The sequence below is a fragment of the Leuconostoc carnosum genome (assembly GCF_014207505.1).
In the GTDB taxonomy this organism is placed as follows: Bacteria; Bacillota; Bacilli; order Lactobacillales; family Lactobacillaceae; genus Leuconostoc; species Leuconostoc carnosum.
The window spans coordinates 39,644-60,160 of record NZ_JACHGL010000002.1; the positions used below are offsets into that span (position 1 = coordinate 39,644).

The 20,517-nt window shown below is 37.1% G+C and carries 22 protein-coding genes; all 22 read left to right on the top strand.

The window, feature by feature from the left end:
- Positions 1–1,029: signal recognition particle-docking protein FtsY (gene ftsY, locus HNQ98_RS02305; RefSeq protein WP_184284916.1), on the top strand; the 1,029-nt coding region annotated here is incomplete at its 5' end.
- Entirely contained in the window at positions 1,026–1,370 is a 345-nt protein-coding gene (gene ylxM, locus HNQ98_RS02310; RefSeq protein ID WP_014973968.1) for a YlxM family DNA-binding protein, read from the top strand. The genes ftsY and ylxM, both read left to right, overlap by 4 nt.
- A gap of 60 nt (positions 1,371–1,430) precedes the next feature.
- Positions 1,431–2,906 carry a signal recognition particle protein gene (gene ffh / locus HNQ98_RS02315; protein ID WP_041773187.1) on the top strand — a complete coding sequence of 492 codons (1,476 nt, stop codon included), beginning with the start codon at positions 1,431–1,433 and terminating at the stop codon, positions 2,904–2,906.
- A complete protein-coding gene (locus HNQ98_RS02320; protein ID WP_014973970.1) occupies positions 2,906–3,085 on the top strand; it encodes a BC10 family protein in 180 nt (59 codons plus the stop codon). The genes ffh and HNQ98_RS02320 overlap by 1 nt, the downstream gene beginning before the upstream one ends.
- A 65-nt stretch (positions 3,086–3,150) precedes the next feature.
- Positions 3,151–3,954, top strand: a complete 804-nt coding sequence (locus tag HNQ98_RS02325) for a Cof-type HAD-IIB family hydrolase (protein WP_014973971.1) — start codon at positions 3,151–3,153, stop codon at positions 3,952–3,954.
- A gap of 153 nt (positions 3,955–4,107) precedes the next feature.
- The gene (locus HNQ98_RS02330) at positions 4,108–5,544 is read left to right on the top strand and encodes a 6-phospho-beta-glucosidase (protein WP_014973972.1); all 1,437 of its coding nucleotides are present in this window, start codon (positions 4,108–4,110) and stop codon (positions 5,542–5,544) included.
- 13 nt (positions 5,545–5,557) lie between these two features.
- Positions 5,558–5,872 carry a PTS cellobiose transporter subunit IIB gene (locus HNQ98_RS02335; protein ID WP_014973973.1) on the top strand — a complete coding sequence of 105 codons (315 nt, stop codon included), beginning with the start codon at positions 5,558–5,560 and terminating at the stop codon, positions 5,870–5,872.
- Positions 5,873–5,906: 34 nt separating this feature from the next.
- The gene (locus tag HNQ98_RS02340; protein ID WP_184284917.1) at positions 5,907–7,913 is read left to right on the top strand and encodes a BglG family transcription antiterminator; all 2,007 of its coding nucleotides are present in this window, start codon (positions 5,907–5,909) and stop codon (positions 7,911–7,913) included.
- Entirely contained in the window at positions 7,910–8,269 is a 360-nt protein-coding gene (locus HNQ98_RS02345; RefSeq protein ID WP_014973974.1) for a PTS cellobiose transporter subunit IIA, read from the top strand. Before HNQ98_RS02340 ends, HNQ98_RS02345 begins: the two co-directional genes overlap by 4 nt.
- Positions 8,226–8,780 (top strand): hypothetical protein, encoded by a 555-nt coding sequence (locus HNQ98_RS02350; RefSeq protein WP_014973975.1) that lies wholly within the window; start codon positions 8,226–8,228, stop codon positions 8,778–8,780. The genes HNQ98_RS02345 and HNQ98_RS02350 overlap by 44 nt, the downstream gene beginning before the upstream one ends.
- A gap of 17 nt (positions 8,781–8,797) precedes the next feature.
- Positions 8,798–10,126 carry a PTS cellobiose transporter subunit IIC gene (gene celB / locus HNQ98_RS02355; protein ID WP_172601010.1) on the top strand — a complete coding sequence of 443 codons (1,329 nt, stop codon included), beginning with the start codon at positions 8,798–8,800 and terminating at the stop codon, positions 10,124–10,126.
- 65 nt (positions 10,127–10,191) lie between these two features.
- A complete protein-coding gene (gene hisJ / locus HNQ98_RS02360; protein ID WP_014973977.1) occupies positions 10,192–11,037 on the top strand; it encodes a histidinol-phosphatase HisJ in 846 nt (281 codons plus the stop codon).
- Between the two features lie 348 nt (positions 11,038–11,385).
- A complete protein-coding gene (gene hisG / locus HNQ98_RS02365) occupies positions 11,386–13,008 on the top strand; it encodes an ATP phosphoribosyltransferase (protein ID WP_135197241.1) in 1,623 nt (540 codons plus the stop codon).
- Positions 12,989–14,266, top strand: a complete 1,278-nt coding sequence (gene hisD, locus HNQ98_RS02370; protein WP_014973979.1) for a histidinol dehydrogenase — start codon at positions 12,989–12,991, stop codon at positions 14,264–14,266. The genes hisG and hisD overlap by 20 nt, the downstream gene beginning before the upstream one ends.
- A gap of 2 nt (positions 14,267–14,268) precedes the next feature.
- Positions 14,269–14,856, top strand: coding sequence for an imidazoleglycerol-phosphate dehydratase HisB (hisB, locus tag HNQ98_RS02375; protein WP_014973980.1), 588 nt, complete (start codon positions 14,269–14,271; stop codon positions 14,854–14,856).
- Positions 14,857–14,910: 54 nt separating this feature from the next.
- Positions 14,911–15,537, top strand: a complete 627-nt coding sequence (gene hisH, locus HNQ98_RS02380) for an imidazole glycerol phosphate synthase subunit HisH (RefSeq protein WP_014973981.1) — start codon at positions 14,911–14,913, stop codon at positions 15,535–15,537.
- Positions 15,534–16,247, top strand: a complete 714-nt coding sequence (gene hisA / locus HNQ98_RS02385) for a 1-(5-phosphoribosyl)-5-[(5-phosphoribosylamino)methylideneamino]imidazole-4-carboxamide isomerase (protein WP_014973982.1) — start codon at positions 15,534–15,536, stop codon at positions 16,245–16,247. Before hisH ends, hisA begins: the two co-directional genes overlap by 4 nt.
- A gap of 3 nt (positions 16,248–16,250) precedes the next feature.
- A complete protein-coding gene (gene hisF, locus HNQ98_RS02390; RefSeq protein ID WP_014973983.1) occupies positions 16,251–17,015 on the top strand; it encodes an imidazole glycerol phosphate synthase subunit HisF in 765 nt (254 codons plus the stop codon).
- Positions 17,015–17,434: a phosphoribosyl-AMP cyclohydrolase gene (hisI, locus tag HNQ98_RS02395; protein WP_014973984.1), complete on the top strand. Its 420-nt coding sequence runs from the start codon at positions 17,015–17,017 to the stop codon at positions 17,432–17,434. The genes hisF and hisI overlap by 1 nt, the downstream gene beginning before the upstream one ends.
- 55 nt (positions 17,435–17,489) lie before the next feature.
- On the top strand, positions 17,490–17,804 hold the full coding sequence (hisE, locus tag HNQ98_RS02400; RefSeq protein ID WP_014973985.1) for a phosphoribosyl-ATP diphosphatase: 315 nt from the start codon (positions 17,490–17,492) through the stop codon (positions 17,802–17,804).
- 55 nt (positions 17,805–17,859) lie between these two features.
- On the top strand, positions 17,860–18,930 hold the full coding sequence (gene hisC, locus HNQ98_RS02405) for a histidinol-phosphate transaminase (RefSeq protein WP_041773189.1): 1,071 nt from the start codon (positions 17,860–17,862) through the stop codon (positions 18,928–18,930).
- Positions 18,931–19,219: 289 nt separating this feature from the next.
- Positions 19,220–20,503 (top strand): adenylosuccinate synthase, encoded by a 1,284-nt coding sequence (locus HNQ98_RS02410; RefSeq protein ID WP_014973987.1) that lies wholly within the window; start codon positions 19,220–19,222, stop codon positions 20,501–20,503.
- The last annotated feature ends 14 nt before the right edge of the window (positions 20,504–20,517 follow it).

Sequence of the window (20,517 nt, forward strand, 5' to 3'; positions counted from 1 at the left end):
ACAGAAACAGAAACAGAAACAGAAACAGAAACAGAAACAGAAACAGAAACAGAAACAGAAACAGAAACAGAAACAGAAACAGAAACAGAAACAGAAACAGAACAGCAAGTTTATAATAAAGGGTTAGAAAAATCTCGTACAGGTTTTGCAGCACGATTAAATAAATTTTTAGCTAATTTTCGTTCTGTTGATGAAGACTTCTTTGAAGATCTAGAAGAAACATTAGTCGGTGCCGATGTTGGTTTTGATATGGCGATTAAAATTTCTGATGAGTTGCGCGAGGAAGTTAAACTACAACATGCCAAACGTAAAGAAGATGTCCGTGATGTAATCATCAAAAAAGTTGTTGATATGTATGAAGCAGATGGTATTAATGAAGATGCCACAATGCATTTTAATACCAACGGGACCACGGTTATTTTATTGGTAGGTGTCAATGGTGTTGGTAAGACGACCACTATTGGTAAGTTATCGACAAAATATCAGCAACAAGGGAAGTCTGTTTTGCTAGCTGCGGCCGATACATTCCGTGCTGGCGCCACAAAACAATTACAAGAATGGGGTGATCGGGCACATGTGCCGGTCGTTGTTGGTAAAGAGAAAGCTGATCCGGCTTCAGTTGTGTTCGAAGCTGTTGCTAAAGCGCGTGATGAACATTATGATGTTTTGTTTGTGGATACCGCAGGACGTTTGCAAAACAATGTGAACTTAATGCAGGAATTAGAAAAAATGAAACGTATCATTCAGCGTGAAATTCCAGATGCACCACACGAAGTTCTGCTTGTACTAGATGCGACAACAGGACAGAATGCTTTACAACAAGCCAAGTTATTTAAAGATTCATCTGATGTTACTGGCATTGTCTTAACCAAAATGGATGGTACAGCGAAGGGCGGTATTGTATTTGCTATTCGTAATGAGATGCATTTACCTGTTAAATGGATTGGTTTTGGTGAAAAGGCAAGTGACTTACGTGAATTTATGCCGGAAGAATTTGTTTATGGCTTATTTAAGGACTTAGTTGAATGAAGTTTGAAAAAAAGAACTATATTAATGCCTTATTTGGTTTTTATGGCGAACTATTGACAACAAAACAACGTGATTATTTACAGTATTATTTTGAAGATGATTATTCAATTGTTGAAATTGCTGAGGTTGAAACTATTAGCCGTCAGGCAGTTTCAGACAATATTAAGCGTGCCATTGAACAGCTTGAAAAGTATGAATATGTTTTGCATTTGATGAAAGATTTTCAAGCGCGATCAGCCATTGAAAATCAGGTACGAGATTACATTGAAATGCATTATAATGAAGATATACAGTTAAAACAACTCGTGTCACAATTAATGGCACATGAAATTGAAGATTAACAAACTACTCTAAAAAGGGGAAGTGTGACATCATGATTTGTGATAACACACACTGATATTATGGCATTTGAAAACCTAACTGCACGCCTGTCTAAGGCAATGAAGAATTTAACAGGCCGTGGTCGCGTGAGCGAAGAAGACTTACGTGCAACAATGCGTGAAATTCGTTTAGCGCTACTTGAAGCCGATGTAAATTATGATACAGTCAAAAAATTTGTAGCCAATGTACGTGAAAAAGCGAGTGGCGCAGATATTTTAACTGGTTTGAATCCCGCCCAACAAATTGTTAAAATTGTTAATGATGAATTGACAATTACAATGGGAGAAGAAGCGGTACCATTAAATAAGTCGCCTAAAATTCCCACTATTATTATGATGGCAGGGTTACAAGGTGCTGGTAAGACAACAACGGTAGCAAAATTAGCTTATAAGTTAAAACAAGAACAAAATGCACGACCGTTGTTGATTGCTGCCGATATTTATCGACCAGCAGCGATTGATCAATTAGAAATACTAGGTCGTGATCTTGATATGCCTGTTTTTCAAATGGGAACGGATGTTAATCCGCGAGAGATTGTTCGCCAAGGTTTAGCCAAAGCTGCTGAAAATAAAAATGATTATGTGTTTATTGATACTGCTGGTCGCTTACAAATTGATCAAGAGTTAATGCAAGAACTAAAAGACATTGTTGAGATTGCGCATCCAGATGAAATTTTGTTAACTGTTGATGCGATGACAGGGCAAAATGCTGCTGAAACGGCCAAAGGTTTCTCCGAGGCGCTTGATTTAACTGGTGTTGTATTGACTAAATTAGATGGTGACACACGTGGTGGTGCGGCACTGTCAATTCGTGATGTGACAGGGAAACCAATTAAGTTTGTCGGTCAGGGTGAAAAACCAACTGACTTAGACGTCTTTTATCCAGAACGTATGGCTTCACGTATCTTGGGTATGGGTGATGTGCTAACTTTGATTGAAAAAGCGCAACGCGATTTTGATGAAGAAGCACAAGCTAAGCAACTTGAAAAAATGCGACAAAATACGTTTGATTTCAATGATTTTGTGGCACAACTTAAACAAGTCCAAAGTATGGGGCCCATGGAAGATTTGCTTAAAATGATTCCAGGTATGGCTAATAATCCAGCATTGGCGAATGTTAATATTGATGCCAAACAGTTTGCTCATTTAGAAGCTATTGTTAGCTCAATGACACCAGCTGAACGTGAAAATCCAGATTTAATCAATCCTTCAAGACGACGTCGATTGGCAGCGGGAGCTGGCCGTCCTATTGTTGAGGTAAATCGCATGATTAAGCAATTTGAACAGATGCGTAAAATGATGAATCAAGCGACAAATGGTAACTTTGGCGGTATTGATAAAATGATGGGTGGCGCTGGTATGGATATGTCATCTATGATGGGTGGTGCCGGAGGTGGGATGCCATCTGGTAACTTCGGTCAAAAAGTCCAAAATTTTGCAATGAAACAAGCAGCACGTCGTTTACAAAAAGCTAAGAAAAAGCGCGGTAAGAAGTGATGAACCGCTTAGAGTGGGTATTGCCCATATTTGTATTTGTGGTGATGTTGGGTTCAAATATCATCAATGCCGATCACCTAACGATATCATTATTTTTGATTGCCGTAATTGTAGCAGCAATTCCAAGTGTGATCGTGTTTGGTTTAATTAAATTTTTGGAGTGGTGGGTTTTCCACTAGACCATAGCTACCGTTTTTCTAGTTGATATGATACGAACAAATTGATTTGAAATTGAAGGAGAAATATGTCAATTAAATTGATTGCATCTGATCTGGATGCTACTTTTCTAAAGAATGATAAGACTTTTAATGAAGTGTTGTTTCAAGAAGTACTTGATAAATTACATGCACAGGGTGGTCAATTTGTCGTCGCAACAGGTAATCATGTTCAGAAAGTACGTGAATATTTTAAAAATTTTGACGGACAGTATCAGATGATTGCAAATAACGGGGCAGAAGTTATTTTAAATGGTGAGTTGACACATGTCTGGGCAGTACCAGAGAATGTGCCAGCAGTTGTTGATCAATTAGCAAATAAATATGTTAATCACTTGCAATTAGGTGTATCTTTTGTTGCGGCTCACAAAGCTTTTGCGATTATTAAACGTCCTAATGATGAACAGCTCGAATTTTCAAAAAAATATTTTGAAAATTTGGTTTTAATTGACTCAGTCGATGAAATTAATGAACCTATTTTAAAGATATCTCTCGTTTTGCCTAGTTTAGAATATGAATTTATGCGCGAAGTAAAAGCAATGCTTGGTAATAAAATTCATGTGACAACATCAGGCTATGGCGCTATTGATATTGTCAATCCTAATGTTAACAAAGCAAATGCGCTATCGTACATTGCTGATACATTGCAGATAGCATCATCTGAAATTATGGCCTTTGGTGATGGTTTAAATGATTTAGAAATGTTAGAGTATGTTGGGCAACCTGTTGCCATGACGAATTCGGACGAAGAACTATTTAAACATGATTTCGAACTTAGTGTAACAGACAATGATAATGATGGTGTTTTGAAGACAATTCTTGAAAAATTATAACACGCCTTGTGGCGTGTTTTTTATTACCACAAAATTAGCTATATAATTGTGATTATCAATGAGATGATTATTTCCGCAAACATGTGGAAAACATTTATCTAGAAATGTAAGCGCTTTCCTGATACACTTTGGGTAGTATAAGGAGGAATAAAAATGTCTAACGGTTTATCGAAAGAATTTCTTTGGGGTGGCGCTGTTGCAGCTCACCAATTAGAAGGTGGTTGGCAAGAAGGTGGCAAGGGACTGAGCGTGGCTGATGTCATGACAGTGGGTAAGCCAGGTCAAGAACGTGGCATTACAGATGGTATTATTTCAGGAGAGTACTATCCTAACCACGAAGCAATCGATTTTTATCATCATTATAAAGAAGATATTGCACTCTTGAAAGAGATGGGATTTAAATGTTTCCGGACATCTATTGCCTGGACAAGAATATATCCTACAGGGGAAGAAAGTGAACCAAATGAAGCAGGATTAAAATTTTACGATGATTTGTTTGATGAACTTTTGGCAAATGACATTGAGCCAGTTATTACATTATCGCATTTCGAATTGCCTTATCATTTAGTGACTGAATATGGTGGATTCCGTAATCGACAGGTGATTGATTTATTTGTTAAATTCGCTGAGACTTGTTTCAAACGTTATCAAGATAAAGTTAAATATTGGATGACTTTTAATGAAATTAATAACCAAGCAAATTATGATAGTGATTTCTTGGTATTTACTAATTCTGGTCTGCGATTTAAACCAGGTGAAAACCGAGAGGAGGGTATGTACCAAGCGGCACATAATGAGTTGGTAGCTAGTGCACGGGCGGTTAAATTAGGTCATGATATTAATCCTGATTTTCAGATTGGCTGCATGATTGCCATGGGACCAGTATATCCTGCAACAATGAATCCTGATGATGTTTTGGCGGCTCAGAAAGCGATGGAAAAAAATTATTTCTTTGCTGATGTGCATGTTAATGGCGTTTATCCAGACTTTTTAACAAAATATTGGGCACGTAAGGGATTTAATATTAATATAACGGCAGAAGATGAGGCCGATTTAAAATCAGGGACAGTCGATTATATTGGTTTTAGTTACTATATGTCACATGCTGTTAAGAAAGATAGTGAAATAGCATTTGATGATATGACGCCACAAAATAGTCAAGTACGTAATACCTACTTAGAGGCAAGTGATTGGGGGTGGCAAATTGATCCAAAAGGGTTACGCTATGCATTAAATTGGTTTACTGATAAATACCATCTGCCTTTATTTATTGTTGAAAATGGGTTTGGTGCTTATGATAAAGTCGCAGAAGATGGGGCCGTGCATGATGATTATCGTATTGACTATCTACGTGAGCATATTCGTCAAATGAAGTTAGCTGTTGTAGAAGACGGTGTTGATTTGATTGGATATACACCTTGGGGCTGCATTGATTTGGTATCAGCTGGAACAGGAGAAATGGATAAGCGTTATGGCTTTATCTATGTCGATAAAAATAATAAAAATGAAGGAACACTAAAACGTAGCAAAAAAGACTCGTTTGATTGGTTTAAAGAAGTTATCGCATCCAATGGTGAAAACTTAGATTAGAAAGGAAACGATTATGAAGAAAGCATTAATTATTTGCGCAGCTGGTATGTCATCGTCAATGATGGCTAAAAAAACAACAGATTATTTTAAAGAACAAAATGTTGACATTGAAATGGACGCGATTACAGCTACAGAAGGGGAAGAGGCTATTCGAGACGGAAATTTTGACTTATTTCTAATTAGTCCACAGACAACGATGTATCTTGATAATTTTCAAAAAATTGGTCAAGAGGTTGGTAAACCAGTTGTTTCGATACCATTTAACGCTTATATTCCGATTCCGACAGGAATTGAAAAAATGGCAAAATTAGTTGAGGACAATATTTAATAGTGTCAAGTGTAGGTTGTATGAGGTGTAATAAATGAAAGAAAAAGAAAGTGAGTTACTACGTTATTTATTAAATAATCAAGAACGCTTTGTGACCGGTGACGAATTAGCTAATATTTTGTCATTATCTTCAAGAACTATTCGAAATTACATCAAAATACTCAAAACAAAACTAAATTCACATGGTGCAACATTTGAAGCTAAACCTAGTTTTGGTTATCGACTACACATTTCACATCCTGTGACATTTGATCTATTCTTAAATAAGAATTACCAATTATCCCAATGGCAAGCCGACGATTCTGATGAAATTGATATTTCGGACCGTCAAAAATATGTTCTTAATAAACTGGTCATTGAAGATCAAACCATTCTAATTGATGATTTGGCTGAACGATTATTTGTTACGTCTGCAACGTTGTCCAAAGACTTATCCATGATTAGAAAAGAATTGATACCATATGATTTAACAATCGAAAACAAACCGAATAAAGGCCTTTTTATCCAAGGCTTAGAACGTGATCGATGTCATTTCATTTTGAATTATTTTTTCAGCCACAGTGGTAATTCATTTCAGCATTATATGGCTAATAAATCTTTTTTTAAAAAAATAAGTTTTGATGAAATAACCATTATTGTCCTTGATGAGTGTCGGGAAGCTGATATTCATTTAACAGATTTTACGATTCAAAATATTGTTTTATACATCGCACTTAGCGTACAGCGGATGGCTGGTGGATTTGAATTACAAACCATTCAACTTGATGATAATGCAGAGACTAAAGGTGTGCATGCTGTGGCTGCAAAAATAATTCATCGTATTGAAACGAGTTATCATTTGCAAGTACCAGCAAGTGAAGTTGCTTACTTAACAATTCAATTATTGTCCAAGGGGAGAAACATTCAAACAACTAGTGATGAATCACTGCCCAAGGATCTTCATGACGTGCTACAACAAATTGAATTGGAAACTGGGTATCCTGTATCTCAAGATTATGAATTACGAAAAAATTTGATTGAACATTTAAAGCCTATGATAATTAGACTTGAGCAGGGATTGCAGTTAAAAAATCCATTATTACAAGAAATTAAAACGAAATATGCCAATTATTTTTCAGACATCAAACGCTATGTTGCTTTATCGACTTATTTGTCTAAATTTGAAATAAGTGATGATGAAATTGCTTATTTGGCACTACATCTTATGGCAACAGCAGAAAAATATCGAGATTTGAATAAGCCAAGAGTTTTGATTATTTGCGCCACTGGTTATGGATCAGCGCAGCTGCTAAATAATCGTGTTGAAAAAGAGTTTGATAATGATTTCAACATTGTTGGTATCAAGGGCTACTATGAAGTTAATGACGCAGTACTAAAGGACGTTGATTTGATTATCAGTGCTATTGATTTATCGACACAATTTTTTAAAATGCCGGTGATTCAAGTCAGTGTTTTCCTAAATGAAATTGATATACAGAAATTACATCAATTTTTAAATGGCTTACGTCATCATGACAGTTCACATAGTTTGAGAACTAATGATGACTCAGATACTAATAGTAGTGAGAAATCAAATTATTTTGACCAATTTACATCTAGTTCGCGGTTTAAAATTTGGCATACACCAACTAACCGAGCGGAAGTTTTGGACCAATTAAGCGATATGCTATTAACGGATGAATCTGGCGAGTTTAAAAAAGAATTACTTGAACAAATTACGCAACGTGAATCCCTTAGTGCAATAACATTTAGTGACGTAATTGCGGTGCCACATCCAGCAACAGCAATCAGTCGCATTCCTAAAATTGCTATTGGCGTTATACCGGATGGCTTAAAGTGGTCTAATGATTATTCCCATATAAAACTTGTGTTTTTGTTATCACCGTCGTATTGGCATAATCAAGGACTGACCGAGATGACACAAACTATTGTTAAACTAGTAGAAAATCCACAACAACAATCAGACTTACTCTCCGCAAAGGGATTTTCTGATTTTCGACAAAAATTTATGTTGTTGATGAAAAGAGGTAAAAATATATGAACTCAGAAGAAATTCAAGTCATTGCATTTGAAATCATTTTACACAGTGGTAATTCACGTACAAATATACACGAAGCTTTTGCGGCTATGCGACACAAAGATTTTGAGTTATCTGAGAAGAAGTTAAAGATGTCGAATGATGAATTAATGTTGGCACATAAATCACAAACAAAATTACTCCAAAACTATGCTGCTGGCACTAAAATTGATATGGAAATTATTTTAGTTCATGCACAGGATCATCTCATGACTACAATGACTTTACGTGAAATGGCTATTGAAATGCAAAATCTATACAAGGAGGTAAAAGCTATTGAAGACAGCAGTCCATCAAGCGAAAAAAACATTACAGCCTAAAGAAAAAATATTAGCGGATAAAATTGAGAAAAACCGTAGAGATATGAGCCTTAAAAGTATGCAGTTTAATCGATTTATGCTGATTCGTTATTCAACGGCTTTCTTTTTCTTTGTTAACCTGTATTGGGCATTATTGATGCGGCAAACTTGGGTAATTATCATACCGTTAACAATTATGTTTGTTTCTGGGTTTGCCATCGTTGAACAAATAAAATTATTTGGTAACCATACCAACCGATTAATTTATTCAAAAGCATTTTTCACTGTACAATTAATTGTCAATATTTTTTTGATGATTAGTATCATAACACCCTTGTTTACACCATTATTTCAATTTGTAAATGACACGAATCAAAATCGATATATTGTTCTATTAATTTTGTTACTCGGTACTGGTTTGACACTGTTAGTTCGTAGGCGATTAGTTTTAATTGCAAGTAACCAAGATAAGTATTATTCGCGCTTGGTAGCTTATCAAGTGCTGTTTAAAAATAGCAAGGAGATGAAGTAGTTATGGAAAATGGACGTTTGTTTAACCTTCTACAAAAAACACTGCTTAAGCCGATGACAAAAGTGGCACAATATAGAATTGTGCGTGCCATTATGGCGGCAGGAATGGCTTCCATTCCGTTTACCATTGTAGGATCTATGATACTGGTTTTAAATATATTACCAACAGTATTTTCACCCCTAAGCAGTTTTTTCAATGCCACATTTTTTAGATTTAGTGATCTTTATATGATTGCTAATACGGCAACTATGGGTATTTTAGCAATGTACTTTAGTTTGGCTATTGGCTTTGAATTGACACGTATTATTCAGACAGAAGACAAGCTGAAAGTTGCACCACTGAATGGCGCTTTTCTGTCATTATTTGCTTTCTTCATGTGTTTACCTGAATTGGTGATGAAAGATGGTAAAATTGTTTTACTTAACGTCATGAATGATAAAGAGAAAGTCATTAATGGCTTCAGAATGACTGCTACAATTGATAGAATTGGAACGAGTGGTATTTTTACAGCGATTATTATGGCAGTTTTGGCAGTCTGGTTATATAGTTTCTGTGTGAGACATAATTGGACGATAAAAATGCCTGATGCTGTTCCTGAAGGCGTATCACGTTCCTTTACGGCTTTAATCCCAACATTTGTTATTGCCTTTGTTGTGTTAGCTATCAATGGTGGTTTGGTGTTACTTGGCACAGATATCTTTAAGATGATTGCTATCCCATTTGGTTTTGTTACGAGCATGACCAGTACTTGGTTGGGTATCATGGTGATTGAATTCTTAATCCATGCACTTTGGATTGTTGGTATTCATGGGGCAAATATTATTTCAGCATTTATTACACCCATTTTCTTAGCTAATATGGTGTCAAACTCACAGGGTGCTAATATACCTTTTGCCGGTGAGTTTAATAATTCATTTGCTATTTTAGGCGGTTCTGGTGCCACGTTGGGCTTGTGTCTGTTTATTGCATTACTGGCACGTTCAGAACAATTAAAAGTACTAGGCCGCGCTTCAATTGTACCGTCGCTGTTTAATATTAATGAACCATTAATATTTGGTTTACCTATTGTCTACAATCCTTATCTGGCTATTCCGTTTTTCTTAGCACCAATGGCTACGGCATCAGTTGCTTATGCAGCAATTAACTTTCACCTTATTCGCCCAATTGTTACGCAAGCACCTTGGCCATCACCAGTTGGTATTGGCGCTTTCCTTAGTACCGTCGATTGGCGTGCTGCGATATTGGCAGTACTTTGTGTGATCATTGCCTTCATAATTTATCTGCCATTTATTAAAATATATGACACAAAACTATATAATGATGAGCAGGGTGTGACTCAGTCTTAAATTCAACTTCTGCATTGTTAACTTGACAAATTATTTGTTACAATGTCCTGAAGGAGAGATAGTAGATGATTAAAAAAGATGGACATACGCATACACGCTATTCACACCATGGATCTGATGAACCATTGGAGAAATATATTGAACGTGCAATTGCATTGGGTTTCACAGAATACGTTGTCACAGAGCATGCACCGTTACCAACAAAATTTTTAGACAATTTTATTGGACCAGCTGGGGCACATGAAAGTTCAGCGATGCTATCCACAGAATTAGCAGACTATAAATTAGCAGTTGCACGTGTTCAATTAAAATACGCTAATCAGATCAAAATCAAAAGTGGATTTGAAATTGATTATCTACAAGGATATGAAAAAGAAATAGTCCAATTTATCATGTCACAAGTTGATTGGATAGATGAAATCGTTTTATCGGTTCATTTTTTACCAACTATGGATGGCTTACTGGCACCGATTGATTATGAGGCGGATACATTGGCTACTTATTTCCCGGAGATTAATGACAATCCACAAATTGTTTTTAAAAACTATTTTAAGGCAATACAACAAAGCTTAAATTTTGCTGAGACATTACCTGACGCATTTGTTGTTAGAATTGGGCACATCACATTGATTCGGAAGTACCAAAAATATTTCAATTTACCAGCATTTGATACTAGTAATCAAGCATATATTAACGAACTTTTATTACAAATTAAACAAAACCATTTTCAGCTGGATTTCAATACAGCAGGTATTAGCAAACCTTACAATGGAGAGGCTTATCCAACACCAGATATTGTTGAAAAAGCACAGCGCCTTGGTATTGAATTTGTTTATGGTTCGGATGCGCATCAAGTGAGTGCAGTTGGACAATTTTATGATATTGCAGAATCAATTGTTTCCAATGTTTAAAATAAGTATTGACATATAAAATAATGGGTGTATGATTAGTTTAATCTAATAAAAAACAGAACTGAAGTTGGACAAGTAATCAAAACCACATAGTACAGGAAGCGCTTAAGCTAACGCATTGAGATGAGCGCCTGTGTATTTGATGAAACACACCAATGAGTTGGATAATTAAAATTTATTCCGGAGATTCCCGATATCGAGTGCACCTGTGTTAGCAGGTGATTGAGCAGGTAAATGTAAGTTTATCTGAAAACAAGGTGGGAACACGTGAAAACGTCCTTTCAAATTATTAATTTAATTTGTGAGGACGTTTTTTTATTTGTTTTTAATGAGAAAAGGAAGGGATATATGAGCGAAAAAATGTTAGCAGCAGGATCGCGTGACGAATTTGGTGAGCGTTTAGTACAAAAACAACAAATCTCACAGATCATTAGTCAAACACTGAACGAAAAAGATTTTACCGCCATCAGCACACCGTTAATTGAACGTGAAAGCACCTTTGAACAATATCATCGTCGCAATATTTTTCATTTATATGACCAAATTGGTGAGAACTTAGTCTTACGTCCAGATTTAACATTGCCTATTGCGCGTTTCTTAGCTGCAAATCGGAGGCAAAGTCAAGTGACACAGCTTTATTATATAGGAGATGTTTTTCGTCAAACAGATCATTTATCTGGTGCTTATAATCAAGAAACGCAGGCAGGCATTGAACTAATTGGTGATGCGACATTCAATGCTGAAATGCAGGCATTAGATACGATGCTAAATTTTGCAGAACAATTTGGTATTGCAGAAGTACAAGTGGTTTTAAGTGATGCACGCTGGATTGATACTATTTTAAAGCAGTTGACAATGTCAGAGCAACAACGTCATGGGTTAAAAGAGGCTATTGAAGCTAAAAATCTAACAGCATTTGAAAAATTACGTGAAACAATTCCTGATTTTCCTGAAACATTGAAGCGTTGGCCATTGGCGTTTGGCGAAGATGGTGAAGATGTGATGTGGCAATTACAATACATTCCAGCAGCCAAAAAAATTATTGATAATTGGTTGCGACTTGCTGAATTTGTACACCAACATTATCCTGAAGTCACAGTAACAGTTGATTTAGCCGCTTCGTCTCCACAACCTTATTATACAGGTGCTATTATGCGTGGCTTTATTCCAAGCTTAGGCCGATATTTATTTAGTGGTGGTCGCTATGATCGCTTGTTAGAAAATTTTCAGAACGAAACGTTGCCAGCAGTTGGTATGGGTCTAGATATCGAAACAATTTTAAAAAAGTGGCGCATGGCACCAACAGACGATATCACAAGAGAACCAATTATCGTTGTGTTAGGTAAAGGCCGCATTGCCAAGGATGCTCAGAAATTATTGAAATTAGCAGGTATTGATACCTCACCACTAGATAAGCCTGAACGTAAATTAATCTTTTCAAGTCCTGATGGTGTCTATCGTTTCATTTTAGTTAAACCAACTGATGTGATTAAGTATTTAGATCGTGGTATTGGGGATATTGGTATTGTTGGTTCTGACACAATGGCTGAACAGGACCAAAATCATTATGATATGTTAGATTTAGAAACTGGTCAAGCGACCTTTGTAGTCGCAGCACCACCAAAATTTAATTTAAATGCAACACAAAGAAAACGCATAGCCACAAAATATCCGACTGTAACGACACAATATTTTTCAAAACGAGGGGAAGATGTGGAAATTATCAAATTAGAAGGCTCAGTTGAGCTTGGACCATTAACTAATTTATCTGATGCGATTGTCGATATCACTGAAACAGGTAATACGTTGCGTGAAAACAATTTAGTAATTTATGATAAAGTCGCTAAAGTATCGACCCATTTAATCATTCGTTCGGGCGCGCTCTTACAGTTTCAAACAGAGTTAAAAAGAGTTATTGAAAATATGATGACTATTTTAGGAGAAAAACAAAATGAAAATTATCCAAAATGAAACGCTTGATCAGATTAAAGCACGTATTCGACAACAAACGGAAAAAACCACGAATCCAATGATTGAATCGCAAGTTGCAGCAATCATTCAACAAGTTCGAGAGTTAGGTGATGAGGCATTAAAAGCGTATAGTAAAAAGTTTGATGGTGTGGTAATTGAAAACCTCAAGGTATCAGAAACAGCCATTGATGAGGCGTTTAAGACAGTTGATCCAAAAGTTATTGCTGCTTTAGAACAAGCTGCTGAAAATATTAGTAGTTTCCACCAATTAGAAGTGCAAAAATCATTTGAAGATACACCAAGAGCAGGTGTTTTACGCGGGACAAAAGTGACACCATTAGCAGCAGTGGGACTTTATGTACCAGGTGGTACGGCTGCTTATCCTTCCTCTGTCCTAATGAATGCTATTCCAGCTAAAATTGCAGGTGTTAAAAATATTATTATGGTGACACCACCACAAAAAGATGGTTTGAGTCCAACAGTTTTGGCAGCAGCTAAAATTGCAGGTGTCGATCATATTTATCAAGTAGGCGGTGCGCAGGCTATTGCTGCCTTAGCTTATGGTACCGCATCAATTCCGCGTGTGGATAAAATCACTGGTCCGGGTAATGCTTACGTGGCAACTGCCAAGCGTGCGGTCTATGGTCAGGTAGCAATTGATATGATTGCTGGACCATCTGAAATTGGTATTTTGGCTGATGAATCGGCGAATGCTAAGGATGTGGCTGCTGATTTATTATCACAAGCAGAGCATGATAAAAAAGCACGTGCCATTTTGATTACAAATTCGGAAAAATTGGCGCGATCCGTTTCAGATCAAGTTGAAAAGCAATTACAGACCTTACCGCGTGAAGATATTGCTAGAGCTGCAATTGAAGAAAATGGTTTTATTTATTTAGTTGACACAGTGACTGAAATGATTGATTTAATGAATGATGTTGCGCCCGAACATTTAGAAATTCAATTAAAAAATGCCTATGATTATGTGGATCAAATTCAAAATGCAGGTTCTGTTTTTCTAGGACGCTACGCTTCAGAGCCATTGGGTGATTACTTGGCAGGTCCAAATCATATTTTACCCACTGGTGGCACAGCTCGATTTAGTTCGGCATTAGGCGTTTGGGATTTCCAAAAGCGTATTCAGTACTTGCAATATTCACAAGAAGCTTTAGCTGATGATGCGAGCAACGTTGCAGTTTTGGCACGAGCTGAGGGCTTAGAAGCCCATGCTAGGGCAATTGAAAGTCGGGAGAATTAATCATGGTAAGATCAGCAACGATTAAACGTGACACACTTGAAACGAAAATTAATTTAACGCTTAATCTTGATGAACAAACGACTAGTGAGATTGATACCGGAATTGGTTATCTTGATCATATGCTGACCTTATTCGCAAAACATGGACGTTTTGGTCTGCAAGTTAATGTGAAAGGTGACTTAAATGTTGATTCACATCATACCACTGAAGATATTGGTATTGCATTAGGGGATGCTTTTACTCAGGCGCTGGGAGACAAGGTCAGCATCGAACGTTATGGGGCGCAATTTGTCCCAATGGATGAAACTTTAACACGTGCAGTAGTTGATTTATCAGGACGTGCTTATCTCGTTTTTATAGCTGAATTATCTGCACCAACTTTGGGTACTTTTGAAACTGAAGTGGTGGAAGACTTTTGGCAAGGGTTTTCTGATCAGGCTAAAGCCAATGTTCACATCGAAGTACTTTATGGTCGCAACACGCATCATAAAATTGAAAGTATGTTTAAAGCCATGGGAAGAGCAATGCGTCAAGCAGTGACACTGAATCCAGATATTCATGGTGTTAATTCCACTAAGGGTGTCATTTAGTTAATAAAGACACATTGGATGCTTAATATGTTAAGCAGAAAGAAAGGTGACTGTATGTCAATTGTAATTGTTGATTATGGTGCGGGTAATGTACGTAACGTCATTAAAGCAATGGCCTATGTTGGTTTATCAGCTAAATTAACACAAAATCCAACAGATATTTTATCAGCTGATGGCATAGTAATTCCTGGTGTTGGGGCATTTAAGTCAGCAATGGATCAAATTAATGATTATCAATTACTAAAACCTATACAACAAGCAGCTAAAAAAGGAATACCCATACTGGGAGTTTGTCTTGGCATGCAATTATTATTTGATTCATCGACAGAATTTGGGCAAACGACAGGATTCGGATTAATTCCTGGGACAGTCGAGCAATTGCCCAAAAATACGCCATTTAAGGTGCCACAAATGGGTTGGAACCAGAATAATGTGTCCATCAATAATGTTATGACATCAGGTATAAAAGATGAATATACTTATTTTGTACACTCATATTATGCTAAAACTGAAGCTAAATATATTGCTGCCAGCGTTGACTATGGGGTTATTGTGCCTAGTCTTGTGATCAAGGACAACATTATTGGTGCTCAGTTTCACCCAGAAAAATCTGGGGATGTCGGGTTACGTGTTTGGCAAGCTTTTGCTACGTTAGTTCAAGAAAAGGTGGCATCATCATGATTATTCCAGCAATAGATTTATTAGACGGGCAATCTGTTCGTTTGTTAAAGGGTGATTTTAATGCAGTGACGAAAATTAACTTAAATCCCGTGGCACAGGCCCAAGAAATTAATCGTGCTGGATTAAGCGCACTGCACGTGGTTGACCTAAACGGGTCAAAAGATGGGGCAGCAAGGAATTTTGAAACAATTTTAGCTCTGCGAAAAGAGTTTGTTGGTTTCATGGAAGTTGGAGGTGGTATTCGCACGCTAGAACAAATTGAAACATACTATCGTGCTGGTATTGATCGTGTGATTCTAGGTTCCGTGGCATTGAAAAATCCAGTTTTAGTAAAAGAGGCAGTAGCAAAATATGGTGATTTTATTGCTGTTGGTATTGATGGCGATAATGGCCGTGTGGCAACAGAAGGCTGGCTAGATCAATCGGATGTGACATTTGAGGCATTACTTGATGCCATGCTCACTATTGGTGTTAAAAATTTTATTGTCACAGATGTTGCCCGAGATGGTACATTACAAGGGCCAAATTTGTCAATGTTATCTGAATTACAGCATCAATTCTCAAAAGCCAATATCATTGCTAGTGGTGGTATTGCGCAAGTGAGTGATTTAGCTGACTTACATGATATTGGTATTCAAGATGTTATTGTTGGTAAAGCGCTAGCCACAGGAAATATTAAACTTGCAGAGTTAGTGGAAATGGAGGACTAGTGTATGGCATTAGCAAAACGCATCGTCCCCGCTTTAGATGTTAAAAATGGTCGCGTTGTGAAAGGTATTAATTTTTTGAACTTACAGGATGTTGGTGATCCAGTTGAAATTGCCAAAGCCTATCAAGATGCAGGTGCTGATGAACTCGTATTCTTAGATATTTCCGCAACCCTAGAAGGTCGTACAACAATGATTGATATGATCGAACGTGTGTCATCAGTCGTATTTATGCCATTGACTGCAGGCGGTGGTGTAACTGACCTAAATGGTATACGACAAATTATTAAAGCTGGTGCTGATAAGGTATTTTTAAATTCAGCAGCTGTCAAACAACCCAAATTAATTTTGCAAGGTGCGGAAGTTTTTGGTTCACAAGCAATTGTTGGTGCCATTGACGCAAAGTGGGACGAACCAGCTGGTATTTATCGTGTCTATATTGCGGGTGGGACAAAGCCTACAGACTTAAATGCATTAACGTGGGCACAAACCATGGTAGATTATGGTGCTGGTGAATTACTAGTGACAAGTATGGATGCTGATGGGACGAAAGATGGCTATGATGTTAAGCTTTATCAAGCATTAAATGATGTTGTGAAGGTGCCAATTGTAGCTAGTGGTGGTGCTGGTAAAATCCAAGATTTCACTGAAGTATTTCAGGATGGGCATGTAGATGCAGCCTTGGCTGCATCAGTATTTCATTACAATGAAATTGCTATACCATTTTTAAAACAACAATTATATGATGAAGGGATACCAATGAGAAGATGATGGAACAGACACCAAACTTTAATAAGGCCAGTCAAAACCATTTAGTTCCAGCCATTATCACTGATGTGGCTACCGGTACTTTTCTGATGCTAGGTTATATGAACGAAGAGAGTTATCAACTGACAAAGTCAACGCAAGAAACTTGGTTTTGGTCGCGAGAAAGAGCTGAACTTTGGCATAAGGGCGCAACAAGTGGGAACACACAACAAGTGGTATCAATGACTTTGGATTGTGATTTAGATACATTGTTGATACAAGTCAAACCTAATGGCCCAGCTTGTCATACTGGTGCTTATTCTTGTTTTTTTAATACAATCACAGGGCAAAATTTCACCAATAACAACCAAGCATTGGTCAAAAATCAGTGGACAACTGGTGGTTTTCCAATAAATTATCCCACATCATTACAAGAAAAATAAAATGAATTAGGAGGTCATATGCTCACCAAATAAGATATGGTGTAGTATAAAAAATATGCAACAAACAATTGAAGCACTTTATAAGCAAGCATTAGAACGTAAAGATAATCCGCAAGAGGGTTCTTATACAAATTACCTATATGACAAAGGATTAGATAAAATTCTGAAAAAAGTGGGGGAGGAAGCGACAGAAGTTATTGTCGGTGCTAAAAACACTAATGATGAATTAATTTATGAAACAGCTGATTTATTTTTCCATTTAATGGTATTATTAGTTGAAAAGGGTGTGTCCTTTGATGATATTAAGGATGAACTTGGTTCACGCCAAGGGCAACAATCAATATTGCATGAACGTGAAAACTGGCGTTAAAGAGAATGATAATGCTATTACGTGAAAATCCACTGTGCATAGGAAAGGCAACATGATGAAAGAATCGATTAAAAATCTGGCAGCATATGAAGCAGAAATACCAGCAGAAGTTGTAAAAGCCAAATATGGGTTACAACACTTAGCACGCTTATCAGCAAATGAGTCAGTGTATGGACCATCTCCAAAAGTAGCACAAGCCATCAAAGCGACCTCTGATGATATTTTAGGTTATTACCCTGATGGACAAGCTACTTTATTGCGGCAAGCAGTCGCCGAATTAGATGATGTTGATCCAGAAAATTTGGTTTTCGGTGTTGGTGCGGATGAGCTGATTCAATTATTAACGCGGACAATCCTGACACCCGGCACAAACATGATTGTGCCAGATCCGACTTTTGGAGAATATGCCTTACATGCACAAATTGAGCAAGCAGAGACTAAAAAAGTACCTGTTAATGTTAAATCAGGGCATGTTGATTTTAAGGCTATGCTCGCAGCGGTTGATGATAAAACAGCGATGGTTTGGCTCGCTAACCCAAATAACCCCACGGGTGTATTTGAACCAGTAGCAGATATCCTTGCCTTTCTAGATAAACTGCCAAAGTCCGTTGTATTAGTTGTGGATGAAGCTTATTATAACTTTGCAGACGAATCAGATGCAACAGTGGCTCAATATGTTAAAGATTATGCTAACTTAGTTGTTTTACGTACTTTATCAAAAGCCTATGGTTTGGCGAACTTACGCGTTGGTTATGGTATCATGACAGATCCATTGTATCCTGTCATGCAGGCAGTTAGACTGCCTTATAACCTCAACACTTATCAAATAATTGGTGGTACTGCTGCTGTTAAAGACCAAGCATACTTATCTGAAGTTGTTGCCAAGGTGCAGTCAGAGAGAATTAAGTTTCAAAAGTTTTTGCATCATAATGATGTGACGTTTTATGACTCACAAACTAACTTTATTTGGATTAAAGTTGGTGACACTAAAAAAGTTGGTGCTTATTTGTTGTCAAAAGGCTACCAAGTCAATGACAGGTTAAATAAAGAATGGATTCGCATAGCTTTAGGAACGCCAGAAGACAATGAGGGTATGCGACAGGCGCTACTGGATGTTATTGAATAATAGAATTGTATTAAAGGATAATTAATATCCTTTTTATTTTGTTATAAAAATATAATTGATAGTATTTTTGCCGTTTTTTTATATCATAATTTTACTGTGTATGTTAAAATAAAAAAGTAAAAGGCGTTTATTTATTTATTGTTCGCATTTTGCTAAAAATAAAATATATAATCTCAGAGGGACACTCACGGATAGGCGCAAACAAGTCATTGTTGATTAATCATCTCAGGACTTTCTCCGACAAACCTATCCCGTCTGAAAGCAGCTGGGGATGTACTAGGAGAAAGATATGTCTGGTGTAATTGTTGTTGGCTCACAATGGGGCGACGAAGGTAAGGGAAAGATAGTTGATTTTTTTGCGGAAAATGCTGATGCAGTTGTCCGCTATCAAGGTGGTAATAATGCTGGGCACACAATCTGGCATGGTGATACAAAGTTTGAATTATCAGCTTTGCCATCTGGTATTTTAACGCAAGGTCAGTTGGCTATTATTGGTAACGGTGTTGTTGTTAACCCTGAAGCACTACTAGCCGAAATCACTGAGGTTGAATCCAAGGGGATTTCAATTGATAATTTGCGTATATCCAACCGTGCACACGTGATCTTGCCGTACCACATTGCCCTTGATAAAGCAGCAGAATCATCATCAAATAATCGTATTGGGACAACCAAAAAAGGTATTGGACCAGCTTACACGGATAAAATTTCACGTGTTGGCATTCGTATGGCTGATTTGATTGATCCAGAAGTATTTGCTAAATTACTAAAAGAATATTTACCTTTTAAAAATGCGCAATTAACAAAATTATATGGCGAAGAAGCCTTGAATTATGATGATATATTCAACACCTATGTTGAATATGGGCGTCAACTGGCACCGTATGTTACTGATACATCATATTTGCTTGGTCAATTAATGGGTGATAAGAAACGAGTTGTTTTCGAAGGTGCTCAAGGTATTATGTTGGATGTTGATCATGGAACCTATCCTTACGTTACCAGCTCAAATCCAACTGCTGGTGGTGTCATGAATGGCGCAGGTGTGGGACCTAAACAGATTCAGGATGTTGTTGGTGTCATTAAAGCTTATACATCACGTGTTGGTGAGGGGCCTTTCCCAACAGAATTACATGATGATATTGCGGACCACATTCGCGAAGTTGGTCATGAATACGGTGTTGTGACGAAGCGCCCACGTCGTATTGGCTGGTTAGATGCTGTGGCTTTACGCCATGCTGTACAAGTTTCTGGGTTGACTAAGTTAGCTATTAATTCACTGGATGTTTTGTCTGGTTTGAAAGAATTAAAGATTGCAACATCATATACTTATAAAGGTGAAGAAATACATCATTTTCCAGCATCTGATACATGGTTTGAAGGTTTAGACATTAATTGTGAAACTTTACCTGGTTGGGATGAAGATATTACAGGTGTACAAACTTTTGAAGCATTACCAGTAAATGCTCAAAATTATCTTAAGCGTATTTCAGAATTATTGTCAGTCGACTTACTAAGTTTTGCTGTGGGACCAAAACCCGAAGAAACACATTTATTAAGCGAAGTTTGGGAATGATATTTGTTAATAGG